This window comes from Clostridium sp. AM46-21, from assembly GCF_003480025.1.
GTDB lineage: Bacteria > Bacillota > Clostridia > Lachnospirales > Lachnospiraceae > Coprococcus > Coprococcus ammoniilyticus.
In genome coordinates this window covers 68121-83328 of the sequence record NZ_QUIB01000016.1, presented here as the reverse complement: position 1 = coordinate 83328, position 15208 = coordinate 68121, and the positions used below count along the sequence as shown (strand labels likewise).

At 40.6% G+C, this 15208-nt stretch carries 14 protein-coding genes and 1 riboswitch; all 14 genes read left to right on the top strand.

From position 1 onward, the window contains the following. The first annotated feature begins 124 nt into the window (after positions 1-124). The 14 genes from DW959_RS11435 to DW959_RS11375 all read left to right on the top strand — a co-directional run bounded on the left by DW959_RS11435 (position 125) and on the right by DW959_RS11375 (position 15092). On the top strand, positions 125-622 hold the full coding sequence (locus DW959_RS11435; protein WP_118616203.1) for a hypothetical protein: 498 nt from the start codon (positions 125-127) through the stop codon (positions 620-622). 126 nt (positions 623-748) lie between these two features. Next, a complete protein-coding gene (locus tag DW959_RS11430; RefSeq protein ID WP_021944958.1) occupies positions 749-1540 on the top strand; it encodes a transporter substrate-binding domain-containing protein in 792 nt (263 codons plus the stop codon). A 52-nt stretch (positions 1541-1592) separates the two neighbouring features. Then, the gene (locus tag DW959_RS11425) at positions 1593-2279 is read left to right on the top strand and encodes an amino acid ABC transporter permease (protein ID WP_117785671.1); all 687 of its coding nucleotides are present in this window, start codon (positions 1593-1595) and stop codon (positions 2277-2279) included. 12 nt (positions 2280-2291) lie between these two features. Next, positions 2292-3071: an amino acid ABC transporter ATP-binding protein gene (locus DW959_RS11420; RefSeq protein WP_021944957.1), complete on the top strand. Its 780-nt coding sequence runs from the start codon at positions 2292-2294 to the stop codon at positions 3069-3071. Positions 3072-3227: 156 nt separating this feature from the next. Then, positions 3228-3716 (top strand): metallophosphoesterase, encoded by a 489-nt coding sequence (locus DW959_RS14660; RefSeq protein ID WP_243023389.1) that lies wholly within the window; start codon positions 3228-3230, stop codon positions 3714-3716. After that, positions 3701-4060: a hypothetical protein gene (locus DW959_RS14655; protein ID WP_243023388.1), complete on the top strand. Its 360-nt coding sequence runs from the start codon at positions 3701-3703 to the stop codon at positions 4058-4060. The genes DW959_RS14660 and DW959_RS14655 overlap by 16 nt, the downstream gene beginning before the upstream one ends. A gap of 220 nt (positions 4061-4280) precedes the next feature. After that, positions 4281-5183 carry a HAMP domain-containing sensor histidine kinase gene (locus tag DW959_RS11410; protein WP_008402701.1) on the top strand — a complete coding sequence of 301 codons (903 nt, stop codon included), beginning with the start codon at positions 4281-4283 and terminating at the stop codon, positions 5181-5183. Between the two features lie 257 nt (positions 5184-5440). Continuing rightward, entirely contained in the window at positions 5441-6529 is a 1089-nt protein-coding gene (locus DW959_RS11405; RefSeq protein ID WP_008402700.1) for an MFS transporter, read from the top strand. A 194-nt stretch (positions 6530-6723) separates the two neighbouring features. Next, on the top strand, positions 6724-8430 hold the full coding sequence (locus DW959_RS11400; protein WP_008402697.1) for a bifunctional diguanylate cyclase/phosphodiesterase: 1707 nt from the start codon (positions 6724-6726) through the stop codon (positions 8428-8430). Positions 8431-8537: 107 nt separating this feature from the next. After that, on the top strand, positions 8538-9338 hold the full coding sequence (locus DW959_RS11395; protein ID WP_008402696.1) for an SDR family NAD(P)-dependent oxidoreductase: 801 nt from the start codon (positions 8538-8540) through the stop codon (positions 9336-9338). 448 nt (positions 9339-9786) lie between these two features. Next, positions 9787-11562, top strand: coding sequence for a threonine--tRNA ligase (gene thrS, locus DW959_RS11390; protein WP_021944954.1), 1776 nt, complete (start codon positions 9787-9789; stop codon positions 11560-11562). Between the two features lie 138 nt (positions 11563-11700). Next, a riboswitch (NiCo riboswitch) is annotated at positions 11701-11795 on the top strand. A gap of 128 nt (positions 11796-11923) precedes the next feature. Beyond that, a complete protein-coding gene (locus tag DW959_RS11385) occupies positions 11924-13063 on the top strand; it encodes a cation diffusion facilitator family transporter (RefSeq protein WP_117822097.1) in 1140 nt (379 codons plus the stop codon). 243 nt (positions 13064-13306) lie between these two features. Continuing rightward, a complete protein-coding gene (locus tag DW959_RS11380; RefSeq protein WP_021944952.1) occupies positions 13307-13777 on the top strand; it encodes a MarR family winged helix-turn-helix transcriptional regulator in 471 nt (156 codons plus the stop codon). Continuing rightward, a complete protein-coding gene (locus DW959_RS11375) occupies positions 13761-15092 on the top strand; it encodes an MATE family efflux transporter (protein WP_021944951.1) in 1332 nt (443 codons plus the stop codon). The genes DW959_RS11380 and DW959_RS11375 overlap by 17 nt, the downstream gene beginning before the upstream one ends. Positions 15093-15208 lie beyond the last annotated feature (116 nt).

Sequence of the window (15208 nt, the reverse complement as noted above, 5' to 3'; positions counted from 1 at the left end):
TACAAAGGAGTTTTGTAATATATTAAAAATCAAATTATTGTGATCAATATATTAAAAATCAAATTATTGTGATCAATATAAATATATTATAAATGAAGCTAAAAAATGCAGTTATAAAGAAATTATGAGTGGCAATAATATTTCAGATTTTCAGCTTAGCTGGTTATTATCTTTACTTAATAATAATGATGTCGTTGTCGCTTTAATCTTTGGTTTAGCTTATGCAGAAAGATCTGGAAAAGATTATATGTCAGTTAGCGCATATAAGATTTGGGGAGAGAAGATAAATAAGTTGATATATAAGAATATCTTAGGTGAGCTTAATGATGATAGATATATAGATGAAATAATTAAAAAGATAGAGGAGTCCTATGTTTCGCATTTTATATATCCGAAATTTATTAAGTGGTTGTGTAAATCTCTTTTTGTTAATTTTGATTCTGTTATGTATCATGAATTTAAGGAATTAGGTGATAAAGGCATAAGAAATAATTTTGGCTTATGTAGTTATATGATTTTACGAATTTATTACGTGGTAAAGCAAATATATATAATAGCTTATTATTTACAGAAGATGAAAATAAGGAAATACAAAAAGAATTGCTACCAATTAAAGAAATAATACTGCTACCATAATAAACCACAAGATTACGTTTGACTTTATTGTGATAAACTGTTACTATGTTATCGTGTTGCGCCCGGAAGGGGCAGACATATATCTTTTAATTATATTCAGGAGGAAATAATCATGAAAAAGTTAGTAGCACTGGTTTTAGTAGCAGTAATGGGACTTTCTATGGTTGGCTGTGGAAAGAAAGATTCATCAAATGACTCAAAGAGTGATCTGGAATACGTAAAGGAAAAGGGAACTCTTGTTGTTGGTGTTACAGATTTCGCACCAATGGATTACAAAGACGACTCAGGTAACTGGATTGGATTTGATGCAGACATGGCATCCGCATTTGCTGAGAGCATCGGCGTGAAAGCAGAATTCGTAGAGATAGACTGGGACAACAAGATCATGGAGCTTGATGGTAAGACAATCGACTGTGTATGGAACGGTATGACACTTACAGACGAGGTTACAAGTTCAATGGCATGTTCTGATGCATACTGCAACAATGCACAGGTAGTAATCGTGCCACAGGACAAGGCAGATCAGTACCAGACAGTAGACAGCATTAAGGAACTTACATTTGCTGTAGAAGCAGGAAGTGCCGGAGAAGATCAGGCAAAGGAACTTGGACTTAATTATACAGCAGTGAAGGCACAGTCAGATGCACTTATGGAAGTTGCAGCAGGAACATCTGATGCAGCAATTATCGATTCCCTTATGGCAGCAGCTATGGTAGGTGAAGGCACAGGCTATGCAAATCTTACATATACAGTAGGCCTTAACAGTGAGGAATATGGTGTAGGTTTCAGAAAAGATTCTGATCTTGCAGCAGAGCTTAACAAGTTTTTCAAAGACAGCAAGGCTGATGGATCTATGGAGAAATGTGCAGAGAAGTACAAGGTACAGGCAGCACTTACAGAGTAATTAACAGACTATAAGACGGTTATTTTGATTATTACTTAGAGAGAAAATTATTATGGATTTGTTTTTTGAACAGCTCCCAATTGTACTTGGGGCGCTTAATACAGGATTTATTCAAACTTTAAAATTGTTCTTTGTGACCTTGCTTGGTGCATTTCCACTGGGACTTTTAATAGCATTTGGCTCTATGTCAAAGTTTAAGCCACTCAGCTATCTTATGAAATTTATCGTGTGGATCGTTCGAGGCACACCTCTGATGATCCAGATGCTTATCATCTATTATTTTCCGGGACTTGTATTCCATAACCCGATCTGGGGCGGTGGCGAAGGCGGAAGATTCGTGGCAGCATCGGTATCGTTCATCGTGAATTATGCCTGCTATTTTTCAGAGATATATCGTGGAGGAATTCAGGGAATTCCTGTTGGACAGGAGGAAGCAGGTCTGGTGCTTGGTATGACTCCAAAACAGATATTCTTCAAGGTTAAGCTTCTTCAGATGATAAAGAAGATCGTACCTGCAATGTCCAACGAGATCATTACGCTGGTTAAGGATACATCACTTGCACGTATCATTGCGTTGCAGGAGATTATCTGGGCAGGACAGGCGTTCATGAAAGGTTCACAGGGAATCTCAGGTGCGATATGGCCATTGTTCTTCTGCGCATTCTATTATCTGATCTGGAATGGTGTACTTACTGTTTTACTTGGAAAATTAGAGAAGAAACTGGATTTCTTCAGATAGAGGAGGAGCTGTATGGCGATATTAGAGGTTGAACATATAAAAAAGAAGTTTGGTAAGACCGATGTACTTAAGGATATCAGCTTCTCATTAGAGCAGGGAGAGGTTCTGTCGATCATAGGATCATCAGGAAGTGGTAAGACTACATTGCTTCGCTGCCTGAATTTCCTTGAAATGCCGGATAACGGAATTATCCGTGTAAATAATGAGATCCTTCTCGATACGGATAAGCCGGAGACACTTAAGGAGTCGGAGGTTCGGAAGAAACGGTTGCACTTTGGACTGGTATTTCAGTCATTTAATCTGTTCCCGCAGTACACAGCACTTCAGAATGTTATGCTGGCAAGGGAGCTTCTGGCAAAGGAAAGACCGGACTATAAGGCAAATAAAAAGAACATACTGGATGAGATAAGAGTACAGGGCGAAGATCTTCTGCGTCAGATGGGACTAGGAGACCGGATGAACAATTATCCACATCAGTTATCAGGCGGGCAGTGTCAGCGAGTTGCGATCGCAAGAGCACTTGCTATGCAGCCGGATATCCTGTGTTTTGATGAACCGACATCAGCTCTTGATCCGGAGCTTACCGGCGAAGTGCTGAAGGTTCTCAGAAATCTTGCAGATAAAAAGACAACGATGATAATTGTCACTCATGAGATGGCATTTGCAAGAGACGTAGCCAGTCAGGTTATATTCATGGATGATGGATATATACTTGAGCAGGGCAGACCGGAAGAGGTATTTGACAATCCGGAGCAGGAACGTACAAAGCAGTTTTTATCATCATATTCATAATTATTTATTTGACGCACGACAAATGATTTTATATCCTATAAGAGGAATAAAATTTGCCGTGCGTTATTTTTTGTATCAAAATATTATAGGCAGGAAGTATCGCAGGGTAAAGACGATAGATAAAAGATGGGAGCGGTTATTTGTGACCGTGAATAGATGAAGATGAAAAAAATACCACACAAAAAGATTATCATTCTGATGCTTATAATCATTATTTTGATTCCGTTTTGCCTGTTTCAGAATAAGCATCTGGTAATTACCACATATACATATGAATCAGAAAAGCTTGGCGCAGATCTCGATGGATACCGGATCGTACAGATATCGGATCTACACAACGCTGAATTTGGAAAAGAGAATAAGAAGCTGTTAGAAACCATACGAAGCTGTTCGCCGGATATCATTGTTATTACCGGGGATCTGGTGGATTCTAATCATACAAATGTGGAACGTGCGGTAGCATTTGTGAAAGAAGCAGTGAAGATCGCACCGGTATATTATGTGACCGGCAACCATGAATATTGGCTTGAGCCATCGGAAAATGAACAGATGATGCAGGGGATTCTTGCTGCCGGAGCATGTGATCTGGATGATGAAGCCGTCTGCATTGAAAAGGGGATTCCTCTTTTATGTTGGCAGGGTTAGATGATCAGCACTTAAGTGATGAGACATTAAAGAATCTGCTTCAGGAGCAGAAAAATGAATTATCCATCGTACTTGCGCATGAGCCACAGTACCTTCAGAACTATGCAAATGCCGGAGCTGATCTTGTCTTGACCGGACATGCACATGGAGGACAGATCAGACTTCCATTTGTCGGGGGAATCGTTGCACCCGATCAGGGATTTTTACCGGAATACACATCAGGAAAATATAACCGCGCAGATACAGAAATGATAGTCAGCAGGGGACTTGGCAACAGCATAATTCCGGTTCGCCTGTTCAATTATCCGGAGGTTGTGTGCGTAGAGCTTAGATGTAAAAACTAACGATTTATGGAGAAACAATATGCCAAAGCTACTTGTGATTGAAGATGACAGAGAGATCAATCATCTCATCTGTGAATATATGGCGGAAACCGGACAAAGATAAAGAAATATGACGACCGGGAATACATAGAAATCATATGTGTTATCATATAATAGCTATAAGAAAAGATGGTTCAATTAGGGTGTTGGATCTTTGATAGCCTGAGGAGAATTTGTATACATGGATAAATGGTATATCATAATTTCAGGACTGTTGCTTTTACTGGCAGCAGTCCTTTTTATACGTTTGATACAATATAAAAGACAGATGCGGATATTTGCAGCCAAGCTTCAGAAACGCTTGCATGGAGGAGTGGATCAGGAGATCCATGTGGAATATTTTGATCGTGACATCGTAGCTCTTGCAAAAGCGTTAAATGATTATTCGGATCAGATCAAGGAGAGAAACCGTGCGCTGGAGCAGGACAGAACCAGACTGAAAAATGTGATCGCAGGCATTTCTCATGATTTCAGAACACCCCTTACAGCAGTAAAAGGATATCTGCAGTTGATGAAAAAAGGTGGACGCATAGACGACCGGGATATGGAATATCTGGATATCGCGATCGCAAAGACAGAGTATCTCCGTGTGTTGTCGGATGCATTTTTTGAGGTATCTTATGCAGAGGCAAAGGATGAAGCCATTGACATCAGGAATATAGATGTGGCAAGAACTTTGACAGCACTTGTGCTGGAGCAGTATGAATGGATTCAGGAGTCCGGGATTCAGGCAGCATTTGACATACCGGAAAGTGTAGTCTGGGTTCAGAGCAACGAGAAAGTGCTGAACCGGATATTTACAAATTTCTTTTCTAATGCCAGAAAATATGCGGATACCAGAATCAGCGTCTGCTTACAACAGGATGCGGACGGAGTATCCATTACATTCACGAATGACATAGAGGCTGACAATGAGATCGATATCGACCATGTATTTGACGCCTTCTACCGTGGCAATTCCCGCCGGGAGGAAGGCGCAGGACTTGGTTTATATGTTGTAAAATGCCTGGCCGATAAGCTGGGGCATGTGGTTTCAGCAGAGGTAAAAGATAAGCAGTTTTCGGTAATGCTGCGAATAAAGTGAGTTTTTATACCCTTGCAAATGAAGGCAGGATATGCTATCCTAACCGTACAATTCTATGAGTTGATATTGAAAGGATTAAGATTATGTTCTGGAAAATGACAAATCTACAACTGAAAAAAGGTTATACATGTGTTCCTTACGGGGATAGTGCGCCTTTTTTTAGAACAAGTCATATATCAGAACAATGATATAAAACGTAATAAAAAAGTACACTATCTCCTTATCCATTTAAGAAAAATAGATAAGGAGATTTTTTTATGAACACAATTAGAAAACAAATAGGATATTTATACACATCATCCGTCCTTGGAAATTTATCTTTAACAGGGGCTTGGGTGGCAATATTGGCTGCCAGAGGATATAGTTTGGTCGAAATAGGTTTTGTGGAAACGGTCTTTCATGTAACCAGCATTATTTTTGAGATACCGTCAGGAATATTTGCGGATGTATTTGGAAGAAAAAATATGTTGATTGTGAGCAGTATTTTACGAATGATTGCAAATGTTGTTATGATCGCATCAGGGAATTTGTTTACGATATGTCTGTCTATTGCACTTCATGCGATGAGTTACAATTTTTCATCAGGATCGGGAGATGCTTTAGCATATGATTCTTTAAAAATCTATGGAGAAGAATCCTATTATGCAAAATATGAATCAGATCAGTTGAGTATATACCGTTTGTGTAATGGAATATCAACTTTGTGTGCAGGATTTGCGTTATACATTGGTTATAGAGCCGCATATGGAACGGATATTTTAATGTGTCTGGTTCAGATATTTGTTTTAAATAGAATATGGGAACATAGAGAACACAGGGATCATAAGGCAAATACAATTGTCCGTGCATTGGTTGACTGCTGGTGGGAAAGTATTCAGTTTCTAAAGGATGCAAGGAGAGCAATAGTTTTGATGTTGGTAAATTCGCTGGTAGGAGCAGGGGATATTTTACTGTTATTTTTCTTACAGGCTAAGCTGCCGGAGAGTGGAATCCCAAATGCCTTGCTTGGAATGGCACTCTTTATTATGGAACTTGGAGGAATCCTTGGAGCAAGGGTGATTCTGTTGTGTGATCGTTTACGGTACAGAACAGTATTTGTATTAACCGGATTCCTTGTTCTTCTTGGTATAGCAGTGGAACATTCTGGTAATTATGTGATTATGACATTAGGTGGATTTATTGCGGCATTTAGTGATGATGCATTACAGGTAAGAACAAATACGATACTTCAGAATATGTTCCCTTCGGAACAGAGGGCAACATTGATCTCTATGGAATCTTTTACATTTTCCATGATCATGATCGTGTTGTCACCGCTTACAGGTATTCTATTTTCATGGTGGTAATTGTAACACCTGTATATTTGTCATATAAGAAATAACGCCTGTCATGTGATTTCCAACCTGTTCAAAATCTATCAAAAAACTATCTTTTTTCCCATAAAAGTGAAAAGCATGTTATAATAAACACATGATTGTTTGTATGTAAAATAATAGTTTTGTGGTGTATAGAGTAGTAAAGATGAGAGGGAGGATCACCCGTGACAGTGGATGATATCAGAGAGAGAATTAAGAAAAAAGATATAGAACTGTATGTACAGGAATTACTACAGTTTGAGAATACATTTGATGGATTCAAAAAGGCGATCGAACCTCTGGCTGAGCGGCTTAAGATCGGCAGGGTAGCGGGACATTTGCACATTGAGGCAAATATCAAATCTGTACAGGATGAAGATCGTCATGATGTATTCTATGCCGGGGATGGCTTGTATTCCGAGAAAGGCAAATATCAGAAGACATTTCAAGCGGTAGAAAACGGATATTGTGAGCTTACGGCATTCCCATATGAAAATGTAGAATGGAGCGAGGAAGAAAAAGAAGATATAGCTCTTCTCCTTGAGGTTTTATATCTTCATGTGACGAGATCCAGACTGATCCGTAAGACAAGAGAATATTCGTATTGTAATCTGATCACGATGCTCCCTAACAGTGCAGGCTTTGTCAGGATCATACAGCAGCATTTGCAGGATCAGACGATCTGTCAGTACAACGGCTTTTATTTTAACCTGAAAAGCTTTGGACTGCTCAGCTATAAGTATGGTGGTGCAGAAGGTGATCTGATGATCAAGCGTTATGCAGTCGCTGTCAGAAAATGGCTGGCAGAGGACGAGACACTGGCGCATCTGGGCGGAGATAATTTCATGGCGCTGGTCAAGAAAAGCAGAACGGCAGAGTTCCTTCATCTTCTGGAAAAGGTTGAGGTAACAGCAAAGTATATGGGACGGGTCGTTCCGGTATATATAGCGGCAGCGGCAGGTGCCTATGAGATAACGGCAAAGGACAGAGATCCCGGAAATATTATGAATGGTTTGTCGATTGCCGTCAGTTATGCCAGACAGCACAAGCTTCCGTATGCGTTTTTAACGGACAAGATGCTGGAAGAAACAGTAGATGTTCAGCGGATGGAACAGATGCTTCCTGAGGCGTTGGAGAAACGGGAATTTCAGGTGTATTATCAGCCGAAGGTTGATATCCGGACAGGTCAGATCGTAGGTACAGAGGCACTTGCAAGATGGATTCATAACGGAGAAGTGATACAACCATTTCGGTTTATTCCGACCATGGAGAGGAATGGATTTATCATTCATCTGGATCTGTATATTCTGAAGCGGGTCTGTGAGGCTATAAATGAATGGATTGAGAAAGGGTATAAGCTTGTTCCGATATCTGTGAATATATCGAGAAATGATATTTCCGGGGTTGGGCATGATCCACGGATGTTGGCGGAACGAATTATAAGGATCATAAAAGAGTATGATATTGATCCAAAGTATATCATCATAGAAGTAACAGAGACGACAGAAGCGAGTGAACAGAAGGATCTGTATGACTTTATCAAGAATATGTCAGAAGCAGGTATTGCGACATCAATTGATGACTTTGGTACAGGCTGTTCGACCTTGAGTGTTCTTCGGGATTTCCCGGTAAACGAGATTAAGATCGATCGGTCATTTATCAATCATGAGGCATTTTCAACACAGGATCAGATCATTATTAAGAGTATCATTCAGATGGCAAGACAGTTGAATCTGAATGTCATAACCGAGGGAGTTGAGACGGAGGAGCAGGCAAGATTTCTTCTGGAACTTGGCTGTAACCATGCACAGGGCTATCTGTATGATAAACCATTAGAACAGAGTGCATTTGAAAGCAGGCTGTCAGTGGGAGGATATGATCGAAAGATATAGAAGATAATGAGCATTATATATGATACAAACGGACTGGGACATTTGTATAAGGCCGGAAAGCAGTCTGAAGGTATCGGATTTCAAATAATATAAGGAGAAAACAGAAAATGGGATTTTTAACAGGTAAAACAGTTATTGTCACAGGTGGAGGACGTGCCGTATTAAGTGATGGCAGATGTGGTTCGATCGGTTACGGTATCGCTACAGCATATGCAAAAGAAGGCGCAAATGTCGTGATCACAGGACGAAATGTGAAGAAGTTGGAAGATGCAAAGGAAGAACTGGAACGCTTATATGGTATAAAGGTTCTGGCTGTTGCAGCAGATGTATCTGCCGGTGCGGATAATGAGGCAGTTGTTGCAAATGTTGTAAAGCAGACGATCGATACATTTGGCAGTATCGACGTATTGGTTAATAATGCACAGGCATCGGCATCCGGTGTTCCGCTTGCTGACCATACAACAGATCAGTTTAATCTGGCATTATATTCCGGACTGTATGCAACCTTCTATTATATGAAAGCGTGCTATCCATATCTGAAAGAGAGCAAGGGATCCGTTATCAACTTTGCATCCGGTGCAGGACTGTTCGGTAACTTTGGACAGTGTGCGTATGCAGCAGCAAAAGAAGGAATTCGTGGACTTACAAGAGTTGCAGCAACAGAATGGGCAAAGGATGGCGTAAATGTAAATATCATCTGCCCGCTTGCATGGACAGCACAGTTAGAACAGTTCAAGAATGCATATCCGGATGCATTTGACAAGAATGTTCATACACCTCCGATGGGTCATTTCGGTGATTCAGAGCTTGAGATCGGACGTGTATGTGTACAGCTTGCATCCCCTGATTTCAAATATATGACAGGAGAGACGATCACTCTGGAAGGCGGACTTGGACAGAGACCATAGTCTTAGGTATTAACGGAAAATCTTTAGATCATTCAATAAGAAAAAAATGATAATAAAACCGGAAAAAGCTACTTGACAGTGCGGAACAGTTGAAATATACTTTGAATAACGTGTTGATGAGAACAGTACTGAACGAAGAATCTACAGAGAGAGATACATTTGGTGGAAGTATCTTAGAGGAGTCATTCAGGAAGACCAGCTCTGAGCGGCCCTAATCCGGTCCGGTGATTCCGTTATCATCATGAATGAGATATTTCCACAGGAAATAAAAAGGGTGGAACCGCGATATAAGAATTATAATCGCCCCTTGTATAGATGAAAAAACGTCTGTACAGGGGCGTTTTTTGTGCAATAGACAAAGAAACAGAAGGATTCCTGTACAAATAATTATCGGACATTGTACCATTGGGTGGGATGTCAGTTCAGGTAAAAGAAAGGAAATAAGAAAATGGTAGATTTTAAAGCAGACGAGAGATTAAATACGCTCAATCATTCCTGCGCCCATGTTATGGCACAGGCCGTAAAGCATTTGTATCCACATGCAAAGTTCTGGGTTGGACCGGTTGTAAAAGAAGGTTTCTATTATGATATCGACCTTGGCGATGATGTTGTAAACGATGATGTGATCGCAGCTATCGAAAAAGAAATGAAGAAGATCTGTAAAGAGGGCAAGAAGATTTACAGACGTGAGGTTACAAAGGCAGAAGCACTTGAAATGTTCAAGGATGATTTCTACAAGCTGGATCTGATCGAAGGCTTAGAGGATGGAAATATTACAGTTTACGATCAGGGAGATTTCACAGATCTCTGTCGCGGACCACACGTTGATAACACAAAATTATGCAAGAACTTCAAGTTAGTAAAATATTCCGGTGTATACTGGAAGGGTGATGCCAAGAACCATGTAATGCAGAGAATCTATGGTGTATGCTTCCCTACAGCAGAAGAACTGGAAGAACATCTGAAGTTATTAGAGGAAGCAAAAGACCGTGACCACAGAAAGATCGGTAAAGAGATGAATCTGTTCATGTCAGATGATCTGGTTGGACGTGGACTTCCTATGTTCCTTCCAAAGGGTTATATCGTATGGCAGGAGCTTGAAAATTATATCAAGAACAAGGAAAGAAAGCTTGGCTACCGTCATGTTATGACTCCTTGTGTTGGTACGGTAAATCTTTATAAGACATCCGGTCACTGGGATCATTACAAAGACAATATGTTCCCTGCAATGGAAGTTGAGGGTGAGTCTTTCGTGCTTCGTCCAATGAACTGCCCGCATCATATGATGATCTATGCAAACAAAATGCATTCCTATAAAGATCTTCCGATTCGTATCGGCGAGATCGCACATGATTTCCGTTTCGAAGCCAGTGGTACTTTAAAAGGAATCGAGAGAGGCAGGCATTTCTGTCAGAACGATGCCCATCTGTTTGTAACACCGGAGCAGATTGAATCTGAATTCAAGCAGGTTGTTGACTTGATCTTCGACACCTATAAGGATTTCAATATCACAGATTATCGTTGTGTTCTGTCCTTAAGAGATCCTGAGGATAAGGTGAAATATCATGATGACGATGAGATGTGGAATACAGCGGAGGACGCACTCCGTAAAGTGTTGGATGATATCGGTATCGAATACACAGAAGAGATCGGTGAAGCAGCATTCTATGGTCCAAAGCTTGATGTAAATGTTAAGCCGGCGATCGGAAATGAATATACATTATCTACATGCCAGCTTGACTTCTGTCTTCCTGCAAAATTCAACCTGACATATATTGATAAGGATGGTACAAAGAAGACTCCTGTCGTTCTTCACAGAGCAATCCTTGGTTCCTTAGATCGTTTCATGGCATACATTCTGGAGGAGACAAAGGGAAATCTGCCACTTTGGTTAGCACCGGTACAGGCCAGAATCCTTCCTGTAAAGAATGAAGATGAGGAATTAAATGCATATGCACATGAGTTGTATGATTTCTTAGATGATAACAACATCCGTGTTGAGATTGATGAACGTGCAGAGAAGCTTGGCTATCGTGTAAGAGCTGCTCAGGTTGAGAAGGTTCCGTATCTGATCATCCTTGGTAAGAATGAGGTAAATGATAAGACTGTCAGCTACAGACTTCATGGTGAGCAGAAGACAACAACTGTTCCTATGGATGAGTTCCTTGCAATGCTTCAGGATGAGATCAAGACCAAGAAGTTGAATCCTGCCGCATCCAAGTAATACAGAGTACAAATAAGGATAAGCCGCCGGAAGCAGATTTCCGGTGGCAGATCCTTCAAAATATCAGAAACCGGCACTTGATGTATGGATAACCGCATGCTATAATGTATCAATACTTTTTGCACTGCATATCAATCTACAGTACAAACTGAGCAGGCGGTGGGATGACCACAGGGCCGGGCCACACAGGGTGGCAGCAGATAAAGAATGAATTTATGATCTGCGGGACAGTAGTTACTATTTGTTCCGCAGGTTTTTTATTATTCCGGCTACAGCCGGTCAGAGATAATTCTATTAATCTGATGGAAAGATTATTAATTGCGTTGCATAAAGTTATCTTATATATGCGGAGGTAACTATTATGGCACAAGAAAATCAGGATTCTAAGAAAAGGGCAGCGGTCGGTAAGATGACCGGTTTCATAGGGGTATTGTGTAACCTGCTGTTGGCAGGCAGCAAGCTTGTGATCGGAAAGTTGGCCGCATCTACATCAATTACTGCAGATGGATTGAACAATCTGTCAGATGCAGCAAGTTCCATCGTAACATTACTCGGATTTAAGCTGGCAGAGAAGCCGGCAGACAAAGAACATCCATACGGACATGCGAGATTTGAATATCTGGCAAGTCTGGTTGTGGCTACTATGATCCTTGTGATCGGATTTGAATTGGCAAAGACATCGGTACTCAAGCTGATCCATCCGGCATCAATCGAATTTTCCATGCTGATGATCATTGTGCTGATCGGTTCGATCCTGGTAAAACTCTGGATGATGTTCTTTTATCGTAAGATGGGAGATAAGATTCAGTCAAATACCTTATTTGCTGCAGCCGCAGACAGCAGAAATGATGTGCTGACAACAGCTGCGGTTCTTGCCGCAACAGTTGTAGAACATATCAGCGGATGGAAAATAGATGGTCTTATGGGTGGGCTGGTATCTGTTTTTATCATTGTAAGCGGAATTTCGCTTGCAAAGGATACAATCTCTCCGCTTCTTGGAGAAGGTGCAAATACCGGTTTGCGGGAACAGCTTATTGGATATATAAGCAGCTGTCCGTTGGTACTTGGCTGCCATGACCTGTTGGTACATGATTATGGACCGGGCAGACAGTATGCAAGTATTCATGTGGAGATCGATAAGAAGATCGATCCAATGGTGTGTCATGATGAGATTGACCGCATCGAACGGGAATGCCTGAACCGATTTGGTGTGCATATGGTTATTCATTATGATCCGGTTATTACGGACGATGCAGAGCTCGATCAGATACATCATCAGGTACTTGATATCTTGCAGCAAATAGATGCAGAAATAACAATCCATGATTTCCGCGTACACACTCATGGTGGAAAGAAAGAACTTGTTTTTGATATGGTTGTTCCATCGGAATGGCAGGGGCAGGAAAAGAATATCGTACGGGAACTAACGGAACGGTTGCAAGAAGAAAACAAAGAGACATATTTGATAAAAATTACGTTTGACCTTGAGGACAGGGCGTAGTACATTAACAGAATAGTTTACACTGGGGGAATATTGGAAGACAGGGAACAAGAGGTATTAAGAGAACTTCTGAAATAGACGGCTGCCGGCAGATAAAAATCTGCCGGCAGTTTTGGTATGCCATAATCTGATTTTAAATAAAGGTACAGAATTATTGTACGCGATTCAGAAAATATGGATTGACAGTGCTTTTATTTCTGTTATAATCCCATTTGGGATTATGAAAGAGAGGAAGATAATAATATGGATCGAAAGACTTTGCAGATTATAAATGCATCCAATCACAGTATCATAAAGCTGCGTGGAGTGTATGCAGACTGGTCTCGCAGACACAACATTAATTATAATGAGATGCTGGTACTTTATACGATACGCGAGAACGGATACTGCACTCAAAAACAGGTATGTGACAATTATCTGCTTCCGCGTCAGACGATACATAATGTAATTTCAAGGATGCGTGAACAGGGCTATCTGATTCTGGAACCGGAAAAAGGAGAAGGACGGGAAAAAGCATTTGTATTGACAGAGAAGGGCAGGAAATATGCAGAGATATTTTTCTGTTCGCTAGCTTCTATAGAAGAAGCATCTGTAAAACGATTTGGCTATGAGAAGATGCAGATGCTGACAGAGCTTATGAAGGAATACCAGGAAATATTGGCTTCTTGTGTAGAGCAGGAGGCAGGAGGCAGCAGAGATGGAAACAAACAGTAGTTTTTACGGCACAGAAAAGATCAATAAGATCTTTTTTAAAATCGCACCGCCTGTCATGCTGGCACAGTTGATACAGGCTCTTTATAATATAGTAGACAGTTTATTTGTCGGGAAATACTCAGAGAGCGGTCTGACGGCGTTATCGATCATTTATCCTGTTCAGCTTCTGATGATCGCACTGGCAGTTGGAACCGGTGTTGGAATTAATACAAATATTGCACATTTTCTGGGAATAAAGAGGTATAAGAAGGCGGATGAGGTAGCAGGCATCGGCTTTAGTCTGGCGATCATTATGTGGATCTTATTTGCAGTAAGCTGTTATCTGTTGATGCCTGCATATGCACGGTTGCAGACAAATTCGGATACAGTAATTGCTGATGTAATTACCTACGGAAGGATTGTGTGCGTGGGCAGCATTGGATTGTTTACAGAGAGCATATGGACAAAGGTACTTCAGGCAAACGGAGATATGAAGACACCGATGATCGCACAGATCACAGGAGCTATCACGAATATTGTGTTAGATCCGATTTTGATCTTTGGGCTTTTTGGTATACCAAAGCTTGGAATAGCAGGAGCTGCATTTGCAACGATCACAGGACAGGTTGTAGCGGCACTTCTTGTTATGAAGAAGGGATTTCATCGTTCGCCGTCTCTTTGCAAATATCCAGAGGATATCCGCAGGATCTATGCGCTTGGAATTCCGAATATCATCATGCAGGCAACGTATACATTTTACATATTTGGATTAAATATGATCCTTGCAGGATTTTCCGATGAGGCAGTGACAGCACTTGGATTGTATTACAAATGGCAGACATTTTTCTTTATACCACTGGGTGCTCTTCAGACCTGCATTGTACCCATCATTAGCTATAACTATGCGGCAAAGAGTATTGATCGTTGTAAACATACGATGACGGTTGCCTTTATATGGGGAATTGCATTGATGTTCATCGGAACGTTATGCTTTGAATTTATTCCGGAACCTATGCTTTCTGTGTTTACGAAGGACAGCGAAGTTATCCGTATCGGAGTGCAGGGATTCCGATTTATTGGGATCAGCTTTATACCGATGGTAGGTGCGCAGATTTATCCGGTCTTTTTGCAGGCAACCGGCGAAGCCTTTAAGAGTTCATTTCTAACCATTATGAGAACGGTGTTCTTATTTGTACCGCTTGGATATCTGTTTTCCAGATTCGGATTTGTGTATTTCTGGCTGACTTTCCCGATTACAGAGGTAATCACTACTATAGTAGGATTTATGTTTTATCGAAGGTTTTACAGACAACATAAGATGATAGTTCACGAGTAGAACAAGTGTACATGTTTGCGAATGATCAGATGTAAAAAATATGTGAATAAAATGATAATATACATGCAAAAAAAAGAAATGATGCTATAATGTGCTTCAAAATATATTAATACAAT

Coding starts and splice junctions, on each gene's coding strand:
- DW959_RS11435 (WP_118616203.1), top strand. CDS start 125: ATGAGTGGCAATAATATTTCAGATTTTCAGCTTAGCTGGTTATTATCT.
- DW959_RS11430 (WP_021944958.1), top strand. CDS start 749: ATGAAAAAGTTAGTAGCACTGGTTTTAGTAGCAGTAATGGGACTTTCT.
- DW959_RS11425 (WP_117785671.1), top strand. CDS start 1,593: ATGGATTTGTTTTTTGAACAGCTCCCAATTGTACTTGGGGCGCTTAAT.
- DW959_RS11420 (WP_021944957.1), top strand. CDS start 2,292: ATGGCGATATTAGAGGTTGAACATATAAAAAAGAAGTTTGGTAAGACC.
- DW959_RS14660 (WP_243023389.1), top strand. CDS start 3,228: ATGAAGATGAAAAAAATACCACACAAAAAGATTATCATTCTGATGCTT.
- DW959_RS14655 (WP_243023388.1), top strand. CDS start 3,701: ATGTTGGCAGGGTTAGATGATCAGCACTTAAGTGATGAGACATTAAAG.
- DW959_RS11410 (WP_008402701.1), top strand. CDS start 4,281: ATGGATAAATGGTATATCATAATTTCAGGACTGTTGCTTTTACTGGCA.
- DW959_RS11405 (WP_008402700.1), top strand. CDS start 5,441: ATGAACACAATTAGAAAACAAATAGGATATTTATACACATCATCCGTC.
- DW959_RS11395 (WP_008402696.1), top strand. CDS start 8,538: ATGGGATTTTTAACAGGTAAAACAGTTATTGTCACAGGTGGAGGACGT.
- thrS (WP_021944954.1), top strand. CDS start 9,787: ATGGTAGATTTTAAAGCAGACGAGAGATTAAATACGCTCAATCATTCC.
- DW959_RS11385 (WP_117822097.1), top strand. CDS start 11,924: ATGGCACAAGAAAATCAGGATTCTAAGAAAAGGGCAGCGGTCGGTAAG.
- DW959_RS11380 (WP_021944952.1), top strand. CDS start 13,307: ATGGATCGAAAGACTTTGCAGATTATAAATGCATCCAATCACAGTATC.
- DW959_RS11375 (WP_021944951.1), top strand. CDS start 13,761: ATGGAAACAAACAGTAGTTTTTACGGCACAGAAAAGATCAATAAGATC.